An 18380-nucleotide genomic window follows, 5' to 3' on the forward strand; every position below is an offset into this window, starting at 1 on the left:
GGACGGGCGACATAGCTAAGTCCCTGGTGTGTCACCATGCGCCATGGACGTGACGGAGGCGAGTGACAGCTGTGAGGCCATCCTCTCCGAGGTAGCCGATGGAGTCGTCGCCGACGAACGGTTCCTCGAGGATGTCATGCTGGGCATCCTCGCGCGTGGCAACGTCCTCATCGAGGACGTTCCGGGGACCGGCAAGACACTGACGGCGAACCTGTTCGCGACGGCCCTGGGGCTCTCGTTCTCGAGGGTACAGTTCACCCCCGACCTGCTCCCGGCCGACGTGACGGGCACCCACGTGTACAACGAGGTCGAGCAGTCTTTCGAGTTCCGTGAGGGGCCGGTGTTCGCGCAGGTCGTACTCGGTGACGAGATCAACCGGGCGCCGCCGAAGACCCAGGCCGCGCTGCTGGAGGCGATGGCCGAACACCAGGTCACGGTCGAGGGCACGACCCACGACCTCCCGGAACCGTTCTTCGTGCTGGCGACGCAGAACCCCGTCGAGCAGGAGGGGACCTTCCCGCTGCCGGAGGCACAGGTCGACCGGTTCCTGATAAAGACGAGCCTCGGCTATCCCGGGCGCGACGCGGAGCGACGGCTCCTGAGTCGCCGACTCGCACGGGACGAACAGTCTCCGACTGCCGGTCAGGTGGTGAGTCCCGAGGAGGTCCGGGCGCTCCAGTCGGTGCCCGAGACGGTCCACGTCGACGAGGATCTCCAGGGGTACATGACCGACATCGCCCGGGCGACACGAGAGGACTCTCGCGTCGAGGTCGGTGTCTCGCCGCGTGGCACCCAGCGGTTTCTCGAGACGGTTCGGGCCCACGCCGTCCTGTCCGGCCGCGACTTCGCGACCCCGGACGATGTCAAACGGGTGGCCCGGCCGGTGCTCGCCCACCGGCTGGTACTCACGGCGAAGGCCAGCGTCGAGGACGTGGATGCGGCGACCATCGTCGACGACGTGCTGGACGATATCGCCGTTCCGACCGTGGCCGAGGCCGGAGCCGGGCGCTAGTCGGTCCGCACGAGGACGTGGTGCAGCAGGAGCCCCCCGGTCAGTAGAACGACGACGACGACGGTCGGGGCCGGCGCCGCTCCGAGTCGGTAGAGAAGATAGCTCCCCACCGTCACGAGGACTGCGACGCCCGCCGTGATGGCCGTGTGGACGAGCACCGGCCGCGCGGCGTCCGCGGAGCCGGGATGGCGTCCGAGGTCGACCGCCTGCTCGGCGCCGTCCCAGGCCACGACCACACCGACCGTTCCGAGCGCGAGCAGTGTCGTCGGGGCCCCGAGCATGCCCGCCAGTAGCACGCCGGCGTAGAGCCCGACCGCCCCGGCGCGGACCTGCCGCCGGTTCCCACGCGAGACGCCGGCGACGAGGCCCGCGAGTCCCGGGAGCCCCGCCACCGCGGCGGTCGGCCCTGCCGCCACCGGGACCAGTGCGAGTCCCCCAGCCACGGCCGTCAGCAGGAGGCTCCGGGTACCGCCGGCAGCCCGGGTGGCGACTCGGGCGCTCATGACACCACCACCGGGAGGTCCCGGGTCCGTGCCAGCGCGAGTGGGAGCGGCGTGTCCGGCGTCCAGTCGATGACCGGCACGCCCTGGTGTCGGAGCGTGGCCATCCGGAGCTGGCGCTCGACGCCAGCGAGCCGTGCACCGGCTGTCGTCGACCCGGTCGGGTCGGGGCTGAGGACGGTGACCGGAACGCCGCACGCCTCGAGTTCGCGCGCGAGTTCGACCGGCGTCCCGTCGGCCAGCGGCGAGCACAGAACCACCTGGGTCCCGCTCGGCAGGCGCCGGCGCAGCCTGGCCAGGTACGTCGACCGGACGAACGGCGATCCGTCCGAGGTGGTGAACGCCGGATCGGTCGCCAGCAGCTCGCGGAGCTGGGTCTGATGGTCGGTCCCGCTGCCCGGTTCGAGCCAGGCGGGCGTCGGCGAGACGGCGCTGACACCGACCCGGCTCCCGGCGTCGAGCAGGGCCGTCGCCAGCACGTCCGCGGCCTCGATCGCCCGGTGGCGCGCGCTCCGGGTGCTCGCGCCGGGTGCCACCGCGGCGGCCTCGCGTCCGTCGACCGCCAGCACCACGTCCGTCCGGCGCTCCTGCTGGAACTCGATGGTTGCGAGGTTCCCGGTCCGGGCGAAGCGCTTCCAGTCGATCAGCGAGAGCGGGTCGCCGGGACGATGGTCCCGGACCGCGTGGAAGGCCAGCCCGCTCCCGCCGTCGTCGGCCGCGACCGGCCCCACGTGCCCGGTCGTCTCCGCGCGGAGCGGCACGCCCGGCGGGTCCGCCAGTCGCGGCCGACAGGTCAGGGTCTCGTCACGGACCGTCGGTTCGATGTGCCGCTCGCGTTCGCCCGTCGCGTCCCGGATGGTGACGACCGGCGTATCGAACTCGTGAGCCCCGTACTCCGCGGTCACGGTGTACGTGAACCGGGTCGACTCGTCCGGGCGGAGCGTCGTCACCGTCCCCGGCGCCCCGGCGGTCACAGCGAGTGCCTCCGGGACGCCGTCGACGAGGCGGATGTCGGGAAGTATCCGGTCCCCCTCGTTGCGCACGGTGACGGTGACCCGGACGGGGTCGCCCCGGTCGGGGTCGTCGGTGCTCAGCGACCGCTCCACCAGCAGCGATGCCTCTCTCGGCGTGCCCGCACGGCCGTACGCGGCGTATGCGACCATCCCGACGCCGATGGCCGCGGGCACCAGCAGCGCCGGCCGCCGCGTGAAGACGGAGACACCGACGGTGACGAGCGTCAGTGCGCCGACGCCGGTCCAGCGCCCCGTCGACGTGGCCCCGTCCGGTAGCGCCGCCACGACGGTCGGGTCCGGCTCCTCGTGGCGCGTCTCCGGGGTCGGTCCTGTCCCGGTTCCGCTCGATGGGTCCGCCAGTTCCTGGTCGTGATGGTCGTTCCGGGTCTCCTCGTGGGTGATCCGCGAGAGTTCGTCGACGACCGCCCGGGCCTGCCCGACGACCGCGGGCTCGCCACCGAGCCAGGTCGGCCGCCGGAGCGTCCGGTCGACGACACCCGGCGCGAAGAAGGCGGCTGCGGCGCGGCTGTCGGTCCAGTCACCGGAGCGGAGCTGCTCTCTGGCGGTTTCGGGGTCGAGGTCCCGGAGCCTGGTCAGGACATCGACCGCCGTCGCCTCCAGCCGGTCGCGGGTCGCCGCCGAGCGCGAGCGGAGCTGTCGGTCGAACGCGGCGCCTGCGCCGGCGGCGTGGTCCGTGGCCGCCACGGGCTGTCGGTTCGACGCGTCGCTCGGACTCGCCCGTCGCGTCCCGCTGGAAGCCCGGCGGGCGAGCGCGCCGACGCCGACGACGGAGACGACCACGCCCAGCGCCGACACGACGGCCTCGCTGGTGTCCAGCCCCACCGTCAGCGGTGGGGTCGTCAGGAGGAGGAGCCCGACCAGTACCGCCGTGACGCCAGCCCCCGCCGTAACCCCCCGGGCGAGGTTCATGCGTCCCCCTCCCGGGCGAGCTCTTCGAGAGCGACCCGGGCTCGGAACGTCCTGTCGGCCGACGGGTCGGCCTCGCCGTAGCGGACCTGCTCGAACGCCTGGGTCAGTGACTCCACGGGCTCCCGCTCGAAGCCCTGCTCGACGGCCGTTCGGGCGAGTTCTCGGGGGGTCATCACGTGCGGTCGGCTCACCTCGAGACGCCGGACCATCTCGCACCAGGCCTGGTACACCTCGTTCGATGGGTCGAGGTCACCGGGTGGCACCGGCGGCTCCGCTGTCGGGGACGCCTCCCTGCCGCCGGTATCCGGCCGCTCCTCGAATCCATCGGGGGCGCGCCAGAGCCACCGCACCCAGACCATCGCCCCGACGCCCGTCAGGGCGGTGACGGCCGTCCCCACGGCGGCCAGTATCGGGAGTAGGTCCGTCCCGCCGCCGGGCTCGCGCCCGCTGGCGACCGATTCGTTCTCCGTCCCGTTCGGCGGCTCGAAGAACTGGTAGTACGCCTGGAGCCACGGAGTGCTGGACAGGTTCAACCCAGTCGGCCCGGGCGGGTCCTCGAGGGTCGTGTTCCCCTCGACGAACGTCCCCGAGCTCACCGACTGGGTCTGCGCACCGATGGCCGACGGGAAGATGGCACCGCTGAGACTGAGGGACCCGACGGCTACGGCTGCAACGACCATGATACGCAGCTGTCTCCCGTTCATCGCGGCGACCTTGTCAACGCCCCGCATCCTCCGGGTAAATATCCTTCCCCGGCTCCTGCCGGCGGTTGAAATTGTGCGCGCTCCCTCCTCATGCTCCGGGGTGGGCGGCTTCCGGTTGCCGAAACTCGCCCAACCGTCGCCGGGGATAAGGGTCGGGATATAGCCGGGAGAATACTTATTCAGGGACGAGGAGTCGAGACGGATGTCAGCACGGTCCCGGTCGGAGCGCCGGCTAGGTCCGGACCGGTTGGTGAACCAGCCCCGACGATGAGAGCCGCATCAGAGCCCCGACGATGAGAGCCGCATCAGTCACGTTGTCGCCCCCGGACCACGGATTCAATGGGGTGGACAGAACGCTTCGGGAGGTCGAGTCCGTGTCGCGCCAGAAGCTCCTGTACGTCGATGTCTTCAGCGACGACACCTGCCTGCTCGTCTACCTGCTGTCCGGGGACCGGCCTGGGCGGCTCCGGCAGGCGCTCGACGGCCAGGGGTCCGTCATCAGGAGTCGCCTACAGGCCCAGCGGAACTTCCACACGCTCTACGCGCACGTCGACGCCGGGCAGCTCCTGACCGATGTCGTCCGCACCATCGAACGGCACGCGCTCGTGTACAAGCGGCCGCTTCTGTTCAAGGACGAACAGGTCGCTGTTACCCTCGGCGGCGCACCGGAGTCGCTCCGGAAGGCACTCGACGACATGCCGGCGAGTGTCGCTGTCACCGTCGACAGGGTCGGCGACTACGAGCCTGGCGTGCACAGTGTCCTCTCGATGCTGACCGACCGACAGCGCGAAGCCCTCCGGGCCGCGGTCGCGGCGGGCTACTACGATACCCCTCGGCAGTTGACCTGTGCGGAACTCGGTGCAGAACTGGACTGTGCCCCCAGCACCGCAAACGACCTGATCCGGCAGGCCGAGCGGACTGTGATGGCTGCGCTCTGGGTGTGAACGGCCGGACACGGGCGGACAGGCCGGGCCGACGGTCCAGGCTCGCGCCTGGCCCGTTGATAAACTATCGTAAATAATCGCGATAAACTCTATCTGCTGTACAGGTAATCGAGTTGGTGGAACGATGCGTCCCGCACGTACGCTCTCGATAGCCGTGGTTGTACTGGCCCTCGCGTTGTCGTTGTCAGCGACGCCGATCGCAGCGATGCCGGACGACGGATTGCTCGGTGGTGATTCAGGCATCGATGTCGGTTCCGACGGTGTCTCCATCGCGGGTGATGACGGCGTCTCGGCGGGAACCGACGGCGTCTCGGTCGGTGGCGACGAGGGCGTCAACCTCAGTACCGATGGTGTGACCGTCGCCGGCCAGGAGGCCGGCACCGATGCGGTGGGCGGGCTCGGCGAGACCGATTCCCTGGCACCGTCCGACACGACCGATGGTCTCCTGGATGTACCGAACGTCAGCGATGGCCTTCCGGGGGGCCCTGGTATCGGTGACGGCGCTCCGGGTGTCGGGACGCTCATCGGTCCCGACGGCGTGGTCGACACGGAGGACTCGGACGTGAACCTGAGCCGTGTCGACGTGCTCGGTCCGCTTCCCAACACGGACGGCGAGCAGGTCGAGGATACCCTCAGCGGTAGCACCGAGGACGTCCCGGTTGGCGGTGCCCTGGAGCCGGTAGAAACGCTTCCGACCGAACAGGCCCCGGGTCCGCAGGCACTCCCGGTCGGCTCCGACAGCCAGATCGGCTGTTCGAAGCCGGTAACGGCCGGCGACCTCCCCCTCGAGGCCGTGCCGTACATCGAGGACCTGCCGGTCCAGCCCCCGACCGTGCCGCTCCTCCCGACGCGGGTGGCCTCGCCGGAGAACCTGGCCGGACTCGGATTCAGCTTCGCCCCAGACACGTGTGAGATATACGACCCGGATAACCCGTCGATCGACCCGACGGACCCACCGACGAACCCGACCGGCGAGTACCGGACGACGAGCTTCTCCGTCACCGATGAGCGGGCGTCGTACTACGGCCTCAGCGAAGGTGAGCTCGAAGAGGGCGGTCCCGGCTGGGATGGACTGTTCATCTTCCTGCTCACCGAGGAGCGTGCCGCTAGCGTGAACGAGCTCACTGTGACGGATGGGCAGACGGATAACTACGCTGGCGTCGAGACCGACATGCGAGCCCAGCGGGACCTGGAGCAGTCACAGGCGGACTTCACCGTCTACCTCCCCGGCGCTGGTGGCCTGAACACCGGCCTCGAGTGCGGGAACGTTCCCGAACACGAGGTCGATCCGCTCGAGGACCCGACCGCGACCTGTGAGATCGATCAGCCGATTCCGGAGGTCGTCACGCCCGAGAAGGTAGTCAACGTCATCAAGAGCCCGCCGGAGTACGACCTCCCCAACATCGAGGGGGACCAGCTCCCGATAGACGTGTAACCCGCGTTCCGGCCGTCGTAGCCGGCACGCCCCGGTTCAGCTCATGTCGACTGTGCCGGACTCCGCGTCCAGCACCCCCTGCTCGAACTCATCCCCGTACTGCTCGGTTACCCACTGCTCGACCCGCTCCTCCTGGCGCTCGACCGACCACTCGTCCTCGGGGAACGACTCGAACGACTCCCAGCCGCCCGCGTCGTCCGAGTAACCGAGTAGGTGGACCTCGCCGGCCTCGCTACGGTAGAACGCCATCGTGTAGATGACGTACGGGTCGTCGCCGCCTTTCAGCACCGACAGCGGCACGATTCGGGGGTCCTGCTGCTTGAGCTGTTCGGCCTCGTCGTTCGTCAGTGCCCGGGCTGGCAGTGCGTCGATCACACCCACGCGTTCGCTCAATTCCGATAAAATACTTCGGGCGTCCCGGCATCCTCTGACGGCGCCCAACCGATTACGACTGCGGCTGAAGCGTAACCGACGGTCCGTATGGGTTCCCGATACTCGACAGCGAGGAACATAATTAGTTGAAAAATACTTCGAGTGTGATACCGGAGCAGATTCGCAGAAGACGCCATCAGATATCTCGTTGAACGATATGAGAACGTCTCTTGGAGTTCTGCCTGTGCGCCTGTATCATCCTTTCGAAGATTATATCTCGTACTCCTCGCGGAGAAGTCGCCGGACGTGGCCGAGGGAGTAGTCGACCCCGAACTCCGTCGCGATGAGTCGCCGTACCAGCTCCGGGGTCCACACCTTCGCGTCCAGGTCCTGCTCTCTGGGTGATTGCTGGAGCCAGCGTTCCAACGTGGCTCGCTGCGCTGCCGACAGCTTCGGCGGCCGTCCCGGCGACGAGCCGTCGGACAGGGCCTCCTCGAGTGGCCGTTCCTCGAACCGGTCGAGCCAGTAGTAGATGGTCGACTCCGGGATGTCGTACCGGTCGCTCAGGGTCGTTACGTCGACCCCATCCCTGTACGCGATAGCGAGCATCAGACGGAGCACCCCCTTCGGGTCGTCCGCTCGCTGTAGTTCCGCCTGGAGGTCACCCGTCGAGATATCGTCGAGCTTGCCCATCGGGTGTCTCTGGACACTCGATGCTCTAAACAATTATGTCTACCGTTATTACAACTATTTCTGTTCAGCTTCGCCCGATGGCGCGACGACGTACCGGGTCTCGCGAATGGCGTGAGATGAGAGTACATCTCTATTATGCGCTTCTACGGGCGTGGGACCTACTGGCCACCACCACAGGCGACGCCGTCGTCCTCCCCTGTCACTCCATCTCCTCGACGGAGACGAACGACCCTTCCTCGGCGGCGATCCAGGCCGTCGTCCGCTCGAGGTCGTCCGCGGCGAAGGGGTAGATGGTACACTCGGTCGGCCGGTGCCGTGTCAGCACGAGTTCGGCCACTAACAGCGGCCGGTCCGTGGCGTCCGCTGCGTTCGCCGTGCGGTCTCCTTCCCCGTCGGTAGTGTGTTCTGACATGGTCTCTGCGGTCGGCTTCGTGGCCGCTACTCTTCGATACGGCCGGAGCCGACAAAGCCCTGTGTGGCGGTTCCCGGCCCGTGAGAAATCCTGGTCCGATGGCGGGGGCCCGCTTCCGTCGCGGGACCGGCCCGCCCCGGTTCGCTCGCTACCGCGCTGCTACGAGCCTGCTGCGCTCGGGGTCAGCCTTCGAGCATCCAGCCGAAGCGTTTCTCCCAGTACGCCTCGCTGGGCGGTTTCTTGCTCTTCCCGCGGGTCTTCCGGTCCCGGATCTGTCGTTCGAGCACCTCGCGAGCCTCGTTGAGCGCCTGGCTCGCGCCGTAGCCTTCGCCGGAGCCGAGATAGAGTCCCCGGTCGGTGTGGAGGCGGACGCGGGCGAGCAGGAGCGGTGTTCCCCGGTGTGTCTCGTCGTGCTCGTGGAGGTGGACCTTCGCGTCGAGGACGGACATCCCGCCGTCGCGGTCGTCGAACCCGTCGATGAGGGCGACGACATCCTCGTAGGAGGCGTCGTCGAGCAGGCTGCTGCCGTACACCTGGACCGGTCGGTTGCCCTCGACCTCCCAGGTGAGCGCGTCGAGGACGTCGGTCTTGGTGATGATGCCGTCGGGTTCCCCGTCGGCCTCGACGACCAGCGAGGAGCCGCTGAACTCGAACATCTCCTCGACGGCGTCGGCCACCGTCGCCGACGGCTCGGTGGTCCGCACCGGCGAGACCATCACGTCCCGGACCGGCAGGTCGAGGACCCGCTGGGACTCGCCCTCGCGGGCCCCGAAGCCGCCCGTGGCGCGGCCGCTCCCGGCCGACAGCTCCCCGCCGAACGGGTCCGTGCCGCCGCCCTCGCCGCCCTGACTCTGCTGGGTCGCCCGGACGGTCAGCCCCGTCACGTCGTACAGGCTGAGGATGCCGACCGGCGTGTCGTCCTCGACGACCGGGAGGTGCGAGACGCGGTGCTCCCGGAGCGTGTTGAGCGCGTCGCCGAACGTCGCGTCCGGCGCCACCGAGACGAGGCTGTCGGTGCAGACCTCCCCAACCGTCACAGCGTCGAGGTGTGGCAGGACGGCCTCCAGCACGCCGTCGACGGTGACGACGCCGACGAGGTCCTCGCCCTCGAAGACGGGCAGCACCTGCGCGTCCGCATCCAGCATCAGCTGTGCGACCTTCCGGATGTCCTCGTCGGGTGCCAGTCGTGGCACGTGCCAGACCAGCGAGCCGACCTTCTCGTCCGGCTGGTGCTGCGAGGTGGCGAGCTGTCGTCGGGTGACGACTCCCTCGAATCGGTCCCCGCGGACTACGACCCCCTTGACCGCGGGGTCGTCGAACGCGCCGGCCAGTTTCGAGACCCGCGCCTCGGGGTCGAACTCGACGAACTCCTGTGAAACGATGTCTGCGATGTCCATAGCTGTAGATTGCCGCTGCTCGGTGGTCCCGCGCCGATACCACTGGCTGCTGTGTGTGGTGGTGACAGGTTGTAGTTCGCCGGGGGGTGTGAAGAATCCGCCGCTGGTTCTCGGCTGCTGGTAACTGTCCGGTGCTCGGTGCGCTGGCGCTCGTCGCTCTCGTCGGGCTGGTCGCCGTCAGGCGCCGTATCCGCTGGCTCGCCCGCTGTGCCGCGGAGTGCCGGCAGCTCACGATTCCGCTCGGGCGACACGGCCACATCACCGTCGGGCGGGCGCGGTGCTGTCCGGCGGGTTGACGCGCGGCGACCGACCCCCGGGGTGGGCCGCTGGAGTGGCGTCCGGCCCCCTCGGTGAGCAGCGAGGGCGGTTCGGCTCCGTTCGGGGCGGTTCAGCGACACCCTTCATTCCGTTCAACACCGTTTAGAGACGTTCAAACGCCTGAATTCGGCAGAACGGAATACCCCCTCTAAGTGTACCCAGCCATGTAGGTTGGATTGCGATGAACCTGAAACAACTCACCGCGACGCTGCTCGCGCTGACGATCATCACAGCGGGTGCGGCCGGTGCCGTGGCCGCGACACCCGGCAACGCCCCGGACGACGCGGGCTCGCAGGGCGACGAGCACGCACAGGCGGACGACCATGATGCGGCCAACGAGACGGACGGCAACGAGACCGAGGCCGACGACTCGGACGCCGAGATGAACGAGACGGACGCGGCCGATAACGACTCGGCTGCCGAGCGCCGGGGCCCGCCGGCGAACGTCTCGGACCGCGCTGACGACAACGCCTCGGCCGCCGCCGAGGATGCCGGCGAGCGCGGCCCGCCGTCCGAGATGCCCGACCAGGTGCCCGACCACGTCGGCGCCATCCACGACACCATCAACCAGTACCTCGACGGCAGCATCGACAACCTCGGCCAGGCGCTCGCGGACGTGACGCCGGGCGACGAGGACGCCGATGCTGACGCTGAGGAGGAGGACGCCGAGAGCGAGGACGCTGATGCTGACGCCGAGGAGGACGCCGAGAGCGAGGACGCGGACAGTGAGGACGCTGATGCTGACGCCGAGGAGGACGCCGAGAGCGAGGACGCGGACAGTGAGGACGCTGAGGAGGAGGAGAGCACGGAGACCGAGGACACTGACGACGAGGAGACGACCGAGACGGCGACCGCGACGGCCTGATGCGGCCTGAAATCGACGACTGACACTCTTCTGCTGCTGTTCTGCTGCTGACACACGGCACAGCCCTGGCCGTCCCGAGCGCGACCTGCGAGGACATTTATACGACGAGGGTAATCTCCGGGTATGACTCGAAGCGCACTCGAAGATGAACTCGGGGGGTCGGGGGTCGCCGGGACGGAGCGGGTCCTGCGGGTCGGTCGCGACCGCCCCATCCGCATCAGCACCGGCCACCGCATCCTGCACCACGACGGGAAGTGCAGCCGTCCGCACGGGCACAACTACGAGATAGCAGTCGAGGTCCGGGGCGAACTCACCGAGGAGGGCTGGGTCGTCGACAAGAGCGACGTGACGAGCGTCATCGACGAGTGGGACCACCGCTTCCTCGTCGAGGCCGGCGACCCGCTCGTCGAGGCGTTCGAGGCCAGCGGCGACGCCGACGCGCTCGTCGTCATCGACCACCCGCCGACGGCGGAGGTGATGGCCGTCCTCCTCGAAGAACGGATGCTCGAACGGTTCCCCGATACCGTCAACGACGTCGCCGTCGAGGTGGCCGAGACGGGCGAACTCTGCGCCACCTACTGATACCGATGCCCGTCAACGCCAACGAGGAGACGGTTCCCGCGGACGCCGCTGCCGACGCCGATACCGACGCGGCGGCAGTCCCGGAGGACGGGACGGGACTCCCCATCAACGAGCTGTTCTACTCGTTGCAGGGCGAGGGGAAACTCGCGGGGATGCCGACCGTCTTCGTCCGCACCTCGGGCTGTAACCTCCGGTGCTGGTTCTGTGACTCGTACCACACCTCCTGGGAGCCGACCCACGCCTGGATGGACCTCGACAGCATCGTCGAGGAAGTCGAGGGCCACGACGCCGACCACGTCGTCCTCACGGGCGGCGAGCCGATGATGCACGAGGCGTCGGCCGACCTGCTCGACCGTCTCGGTGCTGCCGGCTACCACACGACCGTCGAGACGAACGGCACCATCTACCGCGATACCCACATCGACCTCGCGAGCATCAGCCCGAAACTCGCGAGCAGCACCCCGACGCCAGAGCGCGACCCGACGGGCGAGGGCGAGTGGGCCGAACGACACGAGGGCCGCCGCATCGATATGGATGCGCTCGCGCGGCTGGTGGACGCGTACGACAGTCAGCTGAAGTTCGTCGTCACCGGCCCCGAGGACATGGCCGAGATCACCGACCTCGTCGAGCGCGTCCGCGCCGCCACGAGCACCCGCGTCGCCGACTCCGATGTCCTCCTGATGCCCGAGGGCGTCACCCGCGAGCACCTCGAGGAGACCCGGTCCACGGTCGCCGAACTCGCGATGAAGTACGGCTACCGGTACACGCCGCGCCTGCACGTCGACCTCTGGAACGACGCCCCCGGCACCTGACCGGGGCGCGTCTCGCGGTTGTTCCGCTGCCACTCGGGTGGTACCTGCTATACATATAGCACCCTCCGGCGCGAGCGCTACGTGCGTAGGCGCCAGCGTGGAAGGCCCGAGCGATGTAGCGACGCCCACGATGAGTTATGGCTCCCGACAGGCGTCGAGTCGCGACCGGTCCGGTGGCGGAGCGGCCGGCCGCCCGGTTCCCCGCGTCCGTGTCCCGGCTCCGCGTCTCGCTACTCCGTCCGCCGCTCGGGTGGGTCGAACGACCGGTCGGCGCCCGCCACGAGCGCCCTCGCGACCAACCGACGCGGGTGTGGCCCGGCGGTGAGCGCCGTGTCGACCGACGGCGACGTTCAGGTGCTGGTCGTCGGTGCCGGGGTCGGCGGGCTCTCGCTCGCCGGCTTCCTCGACCGTGCCGGACTCGACCCGGTGGTGGTCGAGCCTTCGGAGACGCTGGACGCTCCGCGTGGCCCCGTCGCCTGCTGGCCCGATACCGTGGCGTTGCTGACGCGACTCGGCATCGCCGACGGCCCTGGCGACCTCGGACAGCCCGTGTGGACGTGGACCCGACGCCGGCCGGACGGGACGGTCGCGACTCGACTCGACGCCGCCGGCGAGTTCGGCTTCGTCGCCGTCGAGTACGGGCGGTTGCGGGCCCGGTTGCTCGACGGACTGCCCGATGGGACCGTTCACACGGGCTCGACGCTCCGGGCCCTCGATTCGGGGCCCGGCGGCGTCGCGGTGGAGTTCGGGAACGGCGTCCGCGAGCAGTTCGACGTGGTCGTCGGCGCCGACGGGGTCCGGTCGCGCACCCGGGCGCTGCTCGGCGGCGAGGGCCCGGCCTTCTGTGGGACGACGAGCGTGGCGCTCCCGCTCGCGCCGGACGCCGGCCTCGAGGGCGCCAGCGAGGTCTGGACAGACGACGGCGCCGTGTTCCGGGCCGTTCCCGTCGACGACGGGGCGATGGGGTGGCTCACTCTCCCGACGACGGCCCCGGGTCTGGGCTGGAGCGACACCGCCGCCATCGAGGCCGCGGCGCCCGCTATCGACTGGCACCTCCCCGCGGCGCTCGCTGCCGCCGACCTCGGGGCGCTGTGGTGTGGGGACGACTTCCATCACACGACGGCCTGCTGGGCCGAGGACCGGGTCGCCCTCCTCGGGGATGCCGCCCACGCTCACCACCGCCTCGCGGCCGTGGGGACGGCGCTCGCCGTCGAGGACGCCGCGGTGCTGGCCGCGGAACTGGTCGGGCGGACGGACCCGCCGGCCGCGCGCCTCGCCGCCTACGCGACCCGTCGGCGGGCCCGGTTCGACGGGCTCGGTGCGGGTGACGACACGGCGTCGCCGCTCGCCGACATCGAGTCCCCGCTGACCGACCGCTGTCCGAGCATCCTCGCCGTGCGCGGCGAGCGGTTCGCCGCCTGCTTCGGCACCGACCCCCCCTCGCCACCGGTCGATACGGTTCCCGACGACGGATGAGGAGTGGGGCTGCCGATGGGGGCGAGGACGAACCGTAAGCGGTCCCGGCGTGCTACTCGTCGGCCGCCGGGTACTCCCGGTCGAGAAGCATCCGGAACGCCGACTGTTCGGCGATGCGGAGGTGTTTGTTGAACGTGGGCTGCGAGACGCCGAGCAGTTCGGCCACCTCCTGCCCGCTGGTCTCTCGCGGCCAGCTGAAGTAGCCGGCCGAGTATGCCGTCTCGAGCGCCTCCCACTGGCGGTCCGTCAGTTCGGTCTCGAGGGCGTCCTGCAGTTCGAACAGCGACCGGATGGTCCGGTCGCGCTGGCGCTGGGCGACGAGTTCCGCGTCGGGATAGCGCTCCTGGAACCCCTCGACGAGCGCCCGCACGTCCGTTCCGCGGGGCGCCTCGACCAGCAGTGTCCCCCCGTCGGGCGTGGCGGTGGCCTCGCGGACGACGGCGCCGTGTTCGGTGAACACGGAGCCGAACCAGGTGGGGGCGGTCACCTCGACGAGGCCGCCTGCCCCCGCCTCGTTGCTGCTGACGACCTGTGCCGTCGCGACGCTCGGGGCCGCGTCGGCCAGGTCGACCACGGCCGCCGGCTCGGCCCCCTCGACCGTGTAGAACATCGAGAACGACCCGCCGGTCCGCCGGATGGTGCGCTCGAGGGCGACCCGGCAGTCGGCGGTCGTCGCGCCTCGAATCATGAACAGGCCCTCGTCGGCTACGTCGAACTCCAGTTCGGTGGTGCCGTCGGATTCCAGCGCCTGCTCGCGCTCGGTGACGGTGATGGCGTAGCCGATGGAGCGGCCGAGTTCCGCGAGCACGTCGCGCGTCGCCTCGTCGAAGGCGTCCGGGTCGGCCGAGGCGACCGTCAGCACGCCGTGGGTCGTCGTCTCGTAGCGGATGGGGACGGCCACGACCGACTGGACGCCGTGTCCGAGGGCGTGTTTCCGCCACTCGCCGCCCGAGATGTCGGTCGCGACGTTCTCGACCGCGTGCAGCTCGCCGGTCCGATGGGCCGCGACCGCCGGGTGGCCACCGGGGTCGGCTGCCGAGCCGACGACGCTCGTCAGCCCGTCGACGTACCCCTCGGCCCCGCCGGCACTGGTCCGGGGCACGAGGCCGTCGTCGCCGACGGCCGGCTCGGCGACCCACACCACGTCGTGGCGGTCGACATCGACGAGGCGCTCGCAGACGGCCTCCTCGATACCCGCCCGCGAGGACTGCTCGACCGTCGCCTGCTCGATGTCCCTGATGATGGTGTTGAGCTGTTCGAGCTGGTCGGCGCGTGCCTGCTGGCGCTGGAGTTCCGCCTCGCGCTCGGCGAGTGCGCGCTCGCCGGCGACGTGGTTCAGTGCGGCCTCGAGGGTTGCGGCCAGAATCTGTGCGAGTTCGACCTCCTCGGCACCGAACTGCTCGTCGGGGGCGCCGACCAGCATCACCCCGTGCGAGCCCATCGGGAGTACGATGTCCGGGCCGGGGACGCCAGGGCCGTACACCGGGGGTGTCGGCTCCGAGCGGGTGACCGCCTCCCCCTCGACGAACACCTGCCAGGGTAGCGAGTCGCCGGGGCCGAACGACGGCGGGTCGCCCTCGAGGTCGGCCAGCTGCGCGGCCACCGCCGCCGGTTCGAGGGCGCCCGACTCCTCCGAATACAGGTACGCCGTCACCAGTGGGAAGCCGAGCACGCGCTCGGCGGCCTGCACGGCCTGCCGGCAGGCCGCCTCCTGGGAGTCGGTGGCGGTGAGCTCACGGGTGGCCTCGTGGAATGTCTCCAGTGTCTGCTCGCGCTGGTGGCGCTCGGTGACGTCCTTGACGACGCCGACGAACTGGTCCGGCTGGTCGGTCTCGTCGAGGATGGGGTAGCCGGTCGCGTCCAGCCACCGTACCTCGCCGTCGGGGCGCTGGATGCGGAAGTCGAACTCGTAGCGGTCGTCGGGGTCGCCGGCCTCGATGTCGGCCAACATCGCCTCGAGCTCCGACTCGTACGGTTCGCGGTCCTCTGGATGCATCGCCTCGATGAACGCCCGCGGGTCCTCGTGTAACTCCTCGGTCGGGCGCCCGTAGATGTCGGCGTACGCCGAGTTGACGTACGTGACCTCGGTCAGGTCGGTGTTGGCGAGGTAGATAATCTCGTCGACCCGCTCGGCGATGGTCCGGAGCCGCTGTTCGCTGCGCTCGCGCTCGGTGATGTCCTGTACCCGCCCCACGATGCGGTCGACGACGCCAGCCTCGTTCTCGATGGGGAACCGGCCGATGTCCACCCAGCGGGTCTCCCCGTCGCGCTGGAGCCGATACTGCCCCTCGTAGATGTCCTCGGGGTCGCCGGCCTCGATGTCCGCGACGAGCTCCTCGACGTCGGCACGGTACCGGTCCCGGTCCGCCGGATGGGCGGCCTCGACGAACGCCTGCGGGTTCTCCGCCAGCGCCGCGACCGGCTGGCCGTATATCTCCTCGTACGCCGGGTTGATGTAGAGTATCTCGGAGAAGTCGGCGGTGGCGAGGTAGATGATCTCGTCGAGGTGGTCGGCGATGAGGCGGAGCCGGCGCTCGCGGCGCTTGCGCTCGGTCACGTCGCGCTGTATCGACAGGACCCGCTCCTCGCCCCCGATGACTGCCGCATCGACGGTCGCCTCTATCCACCGGCGGTCGCCCGCCTTCGTCTCCTGTTGCCACTCGACTGTCTCGGACTCGCCCGTCTCGATGACGCGCTGGCACAGCTCCCGGGCCTGCTCTCTGGTGTAGCCGGCATCGGTCGCGCTGAGTTCGTCGAATCCGCCCTCGCGGATCTCCGCGACCGACTCGTAGCCGAGCCGGTCCAGGAACGACTGGTTGGCGTCGAGCGGCTGTGCGGTCTCGGGGTCCTGGATGACGATGGAGTCGTTGACCCCGTCGAATATCTGCTCGTACTCCCGTTCGCGGCGCTTGCGCTCGGTGATGTCGCGGACGCTCGCGAGCACCTGCTCCTCGCCGCGGAGTTCGACGGTGGTGAGGCTGACCTCCGCGACGAACCTGTCGCCGTCCTTGCGCTGGCCCTCGAACTCGAACAGCTGTGGTCCCGTCTCGCGGGCGCGTTCGATGTACTCCACGGCCCGCTCGAACCCGTACTCGGGGTCGTCGGGGAGGACGAGCCGGATGTTCGACCCCACCAGCTCCGACGGGTCGTACCCCGTCAGCTCGCAGTACTGCTGGTTCACGTCGCGTATCTCCCCGCTCTCGGGGTCGTGGACGACGAGGCCGTCGCTGACGCTCTCGAAGACATCCTGGTAGGTCCGCTCCAGCGCTCGCCGCTCGGTGATGTCACGGACGGATGCCAGCACCCGCTCGCTCCCGTCCAGCTGCACCACCGCGAGGTGGACCTCGACGGGATAGGTCTCACCGTCGCGACGCTGGTTGCGCCACTCGAACAGCTGCGTTCCCTCGCGGCGGGCCTGCGCTATCTTCTCCTGGGCCGCCGCCTCGTCGTACGCCTCGCCGGGCTCCGTCACGAGGCTGATATCGTCGCCGACCAGCTCCGAACGGTCGTAGCCGTTCATCTCGCAGAACCGCTCGTTCACGTCGAGAATCTCGCCCGTGTCGGGCTCGTGGACGACCAGTCCGTCCGAGACGTTCTCGAACACCTCGCGATACGGCCGCTCGTCCGTGACCGTGTCGCCCGCCGACCGGTCGGCAGCCGTCCCGTCCGCCGCCGGGCCGCCGCTCGCATCGTCGGTCGTGTCCGGACCGTCCTCGGCGAGCGCCGCGATGCGGTCGACGATGCGCGCACACTGGCGCTCGGCCGCTGTCTCCGGGAAGACATCGGCAGCGCCGGCCGCGAGGGCGTCGTCGACGGTCGACTCGTCCCCGGCGTTCGCCAGCAGGACGACCGGCTGCCCCGGTTCGTCCGTGCTCCGCCGCACGACCGCGACCGGCGTCTCGACGCCGCTGCCGACCACGAGTCCGTCGGCCTCGCTCGCCGTGGCCCGGTCGACGGGGTCGGCGCCGGGGCCGAGGAGCGTCGCCGTGACGCCCGTCCGGGCGGCCTCGAGCCCGTCGACCACCGCCCGCCCGAACGACCGCTCTCCGGCCACGACCAGAAGCTCTAGTTCCCCCGCACCCTCCGTACCCATGGGCCAATCGTGCGGGCACTCCGTGTTGAAGATTGCCCCCTCGGGGCCGCGGAATGTGGTGATATCGGCCGCAGGTGGCGCCAGTTCGTGTAATCCATCGTCACCTTGCGAGCCATCCGGCCCCACGGGTCAATACCTATAGCCCCCGTCGCTCGTGGAGTGAACGCGTGTAGCGAGCAGGTTCCTGGTGGGTCCCTGTCATCGAACGGGTGTAACGATGATACACCATCCGCCACCGCCGTCTCGAACGACCGACCAGCCCGCCGCCGAGGTGGTCTCTAGGTCGCTCCTCCGGTCGTTCGGGTCCGAGCGCTACGGTGCCGCCGGCTCCCGGTGGACGGGGGGAACGTGACGATGGCGCCCCAGTCCGTCTTCCCGCACCGCGAGGCGGTCGAGCGGGAGGAGGTCCCGTCCGAGGCCGTCTCGCTGGACGACGCCGGCGACGTGGTCAACGCGCTCACGAGCGAGACCGCCCGGAAACTGGTCGACCGCATCTACGCCGAGCCCGGGACGGCCTCCGACCTCGCCGAGGACGTCGACACCTCCCTGCAGAACGTCCAGTACCACCTCGGCCGCCTCGAGACCGCCGGCGTCGTCGAGGTCGTCGGCACGTGGTACTCCCAGCGCGGGAACGACATGGACGTGTACGGCCCGAGCAACGAACCGCTGGTCATCGTCGCCGGCCCGCTGGACTCCGAGGCAGTCGTCGAGGAGGCGACGGTCGAGTCACCCGCCGACGAGGACCAGTCACCCGTCGCCATCGGCCCTACCCCTGCCCCCGAGACGGTCCCGGATGCGACGGCTCCCGACCGCCCCTAACTG

The 18380-nt window shown here is 69.8% G+C and carries 17 protein-coding genes; 9 read left to right on the top strand and 8 right to left on the bottom strand.

Annotated elements, in window-relative coordinates:
• Positions 1-43: 43 nt before the first annotated feature.
• Positions 44-1012 carry an AAA family ATPase gene (locus NL115_RS10310; RefSeq protein ID WP_254829281.1) on the top strand — a complete coding sequence of 323 codons (969 nt, stop codon included), beginning with the start codon at positions 44-46 and terminating at the stop codon, positions 1010-1012.
• Here NL115_RS10310 and NL115_RS10315 read toward each other — a convergent pair.
• From NL115_RS10315 to NL115_RS10325, 3 genes are read right to left on the bottom strand one after another with little or no spacing between them, the layout of a single operon-like run.
• The gene (locus tag NL115_RS10315; protein ID WP_254829282.1) at positions 1009-1515 is read right to left on the bottom strand and encodes a DUF7519 family protein; all 507 of its coding nucleotides are present in this window, start codon (positions 1513-1515) and stop codon (positions 1009-1011) included. The two genes, NL115_RS10310 and NL115_RS10315, sit on opposite strands and share 4 nt — an antisense overlap.
• On the bottom strand, positions 1512-3455 hold the full coding sequence (locus tag NL115_RS10320; protein ID WP_254829283.1) for a DUF58 domain-containing protein: 1944 nt from the start codon (positions 3453-3455) through the stop codon (positions 1512-1514). The genes NL115_RS10315 and NL115_RS10320 overlap by 4 nt, the downstream gene beginning before the upstream one ends.
• Positions 3452-4186, bottom strand: coding sequence for a DUF4129 domain-containing protein (locus tag NL115_RS10325; protein WP_254829284.1), 735 nt, complete (start codon positions 4184-4186; stop codon positions 3452-3454). Before NL115_RS10325 ends, NL115_RS10320 begins: the two co-directional genes overlap by 4 nt.
• Before the next feature lie 266 nt (positions 4187-4452).
• On the opposite strand from NL115_RS10325, the gene NL115_RS10330 reads away from it, so the two are divergent.
• The gene (locus tag NL115_RS10330; RefSeq protein ID WP_434083994.1) at positions 4453-5103 is read left to right on the top strand and encodes a helix-turn-helix domain-containing protein; all 651 of its coding nucleotides are present in this window, start codon (positions 4453-4455) and stop codon (positions 5101-5103) included.
• Positions 5104-5308: 205 nt separating this feature from the next.
• Positions 5309-6538, top strand: coding sequence for a hypothetical protein (locus NL115_RS10335; protein WP_254829286.1), 1230 nt, complete (start codon positions 5309-5311; stop codon positions 6536-6538).
• Positions 6539-6574: 36 nt separating this feature from the next.
• Here NL115_RS10335 and NL115_RS10340 read toward each other — a convergent pair whose 3' ends face one another.
• The 4 genes from NL115_RS10340 to NL115_RS10355 form a co-directional block, all read right to left on the bottom strand.
• Positions 6575-6913 (bottom strand): DUF7964 domain-containing protein, encoded by a 339-nt coding sequence (locus NL115_RS10340; RefSeq protein ID WP_254829287.1) that lies wholly within the window; start codon positions 6911-6913, stop codon positions 6575-6577.
• Between the two features lie 267 nt (positions 6914-7180).
• The gene (locus tag NL115_RS10345; RefSeq protein ID WP_254829288.1) at positions 7181-7603 is read right to left on the bottom strand and encodes a helix-turn-helix domain-containing protein; all 423 of its coding nucleotides are present in this window, start codon (positions 7601-7603) and stop codon (positions 7181-7183) included.
• Positions 7604-7802: 199 nt separating this feature from the next.
• A complete protein-coding gene (locus NL115_RS10350) occupies positions 7803-8015 on the bottom strand; it encodes a DUF7511 domain-containing protein (RefSeq protein WP_254829289.1) in 213 nt (70 codons plus the stop codon).
• 182 nt (positions 8016-8197) lie between these two features.
• The gene (locus NL115_RS10355) at positions 8198-9412 is read right to left on the bottom strand and encodes a CBS domain-containing protein (protein WP_254829290.1); all 1215 of its coding nucleotides are present in this window, start codon (positions 9410-9412) and stop codon (positions 8198-8200) included.
• A gap of 131 nt (positions 9413-9543) precedes the next feature.
• Here NL115_RS10355 and NL115_RS10360 point away from each other — a divergent pair, with 131 nt between their 5' ends.
• The 5 genes from NL115_RS10360 to NL115_RS10380 all read left to right on the top strand — a co-directional run bounded on the left by NL115_RS10360 (position 9544) and on the right by NL115_RS10380 (position 13465).
• Entirely contained in the window at positions 9544-9708 is a 165-nt protein-coding gene (locus NL115_RS10360; protein WP_254829291.1) for a hypothetical protein, read from the top strand.
• 203 nt (positions 9709-9911) lie between these two features.
• Positions 9912-10595: a hypothetical protein gene (locus NL115_RS10365; RefSeq protein WP_254829292.1), complete on the top strand. Its 684-nt coding sequence runs from the start codon at positions 9912-9914 to the stop codon at positions 10593-10595.
• Between the two features lie 123 nt (positions 10596-10718).
• Positions 10719-11177, top strand: coding sequence for a 6-pyruvoyl trahydropterin synthase family protein (locus NL115_RS10370; RefSeq protein WP_254829293.1), 459 nt, complete (start codon positions 10719-10721; stop codon positions 11175-11177).
• 5 nt (positions 11178-11182) lie between these two features.
• Positions 11183-11989, top strand: coding sequence for a 7-carboxy-7-deazaguanine synthase QueE (locus tag NL115_RS10375; protein WP_254829294.1), 807 nt, complete (start codon positions 11183-11185; stop codon positions 11987-11989).
• 321 nt (positions 11990-12310) lie between these two features.
• Positions 12311-13465, top strand: coding sequence for an FAD-dependent oxidoreductase (locus tag NL115_RS10380; protein WP_254829295.1), 1155 nt, complete (start codon positions 12311-12313; stop codon positions 13463-13465).
• 52 nt (positions 13466-13517) lie between these two features.
• On the opposite strand, the gene NL115_RS10385 is transcribed toward NL115_RS10380, so the two are convergent.
• Complete coding sequence (locus tag NL115_RS10385) at positions 13518-17558, bottom strand: PAS domain S-box protein (RefSeq protein ID WP_254829296.1); 4041 nt, start codon at positions 17556-17558, stop codon at positions 13518-13520.
• 354 nt (positions 17559-17912) lie between these two features.
• Between NL115_RS10385 and NL115_RS10390 the strand changes: the two genes are divergently transcribed.
• The gene (locus NL115_RS10390; protein ID WP_254829297.1) at positions 17913-18377 is read left to right on the top strand and encodes an ArsR/SmtB family transcription factor; all 465 of its coding nucleotides are present in this window, start codon (positions 17913-17915) and stop codon (positions 18375-18377) included.
• The last annotated feature ends 3 nt before the right edge of the window (positions 18378-18380 follow it).

Source organism: Haloglomus salinum, from assembly GCF_024298825.1.
GTDB classification, from domain to species: domain Archaea; phylum Halobacteriota; class Halobacteria; order Halobacteriales; family Haloarculaceae; genus Haloglomus; species Haloglomus salinum.

Excerpts from the sequence above, each read along its gene's own strand:
- NL115_RS10370 (WP_254829293.1), top strand. The coding sequence starts at position 10,719 with ATGACTCGAAGCGCACTCGAAGATGAACTCGGGGGGTCGGGGGTCGCC.
- NL115_RS10375 (WP_254829294.1), top strand. The coding sequence starts at position 11,183 with ATGCCCGTCAACGCCAACGAGGAGACGGTTCCCGCGGACGCCGCTGCC.
- NL115_RS10390 (WP_254829297.1), top strand. The coding sequence starts at position 17,913 with ATGGCGCCCCAGTCCGTCTTCCCGCACCGCGAGGCGGTCGAGCGGGAG.
- NL115_RS10320 (WP_254829283.1), bottom strand. The coding sequence starts at position 3,455 with ATGAACCTCGCCCGGGGGGTTACGGCGGGGGCTGGCGTCACGGCGGTA.
- NL115_RS10335 (WP_254829286.1), top strand. The coding sequence starts at position 5,309 with ATGCCGGACGACGGATTGCTCGGTGGTGATTCAGGCATCGATGTCGGT.
- NL115_RS10355 (WP_254829290.1), bottom strand. The coding sequence starts at position 9,412 with ATGGACATCGCAGACATCGTTTCACAGGAGTTCGTCGAGTTCGACCCC.
- NL115_RS10315 (WP_254829282.1), bottom strand. The coding sequence starts at position 1,515 with ATGAGCGCCCGAGTCGCCACCCGGGCTGCCGGCGGTACCCGGAGCCTC.
- NL115_RS10310 (WP_254829281.1), top strand. The coding sequence starts at position 44 with ATGGACGTGACGGAGGCGAGTGACAGCTGTGAGGCCATCCTCTCCGAG.
- NL115_RS10365 (WP_254829292.1), top strand. The coding sequence starts at position 9,912 with ATGAACCTGAAACAACTCACCGCGACGCTGCTCGCGCTGACGATCATC.
- NL115_RS10385 (WP_254829296.1), bottom strand. The coding sequence starts at position 17,558 with ATGGGTACGGAGGGTGCGGGGGAACTAGAGCTTCTGGTCGTGGCCGGA.
- NL115_RS10350 (WP_254829289.1), bottom strand. The coding sequence starts at position 8,015 with ATGTCAGAACACACTACCGACGGGGAAGGAGACCGCACGGCGAACGCA.
- NL115_RS10330 (WP_434083994.1), top strand. The coding sequence starts at position 4,453 with ATGAGAGCCGCATCAGTCACGTTGTCGCCCCCGGACCACGGATTCAAT.
- NL115_RS10345 (WP_254829288.1), bottom strand. The coding sequence starts at position 7,603 with ATGGGCAAGCTCGACGATATCTCGACGGGTGACCTCCAGGCGGAACTA.
- NL115_RS10325 (WP_254829284.1), bottom strand. The coding sequence starts at position 4,186 with ATGCGGGGCGTTGACAAGGTCGCCGCGATGAACGGGAGACAGCTGCGT.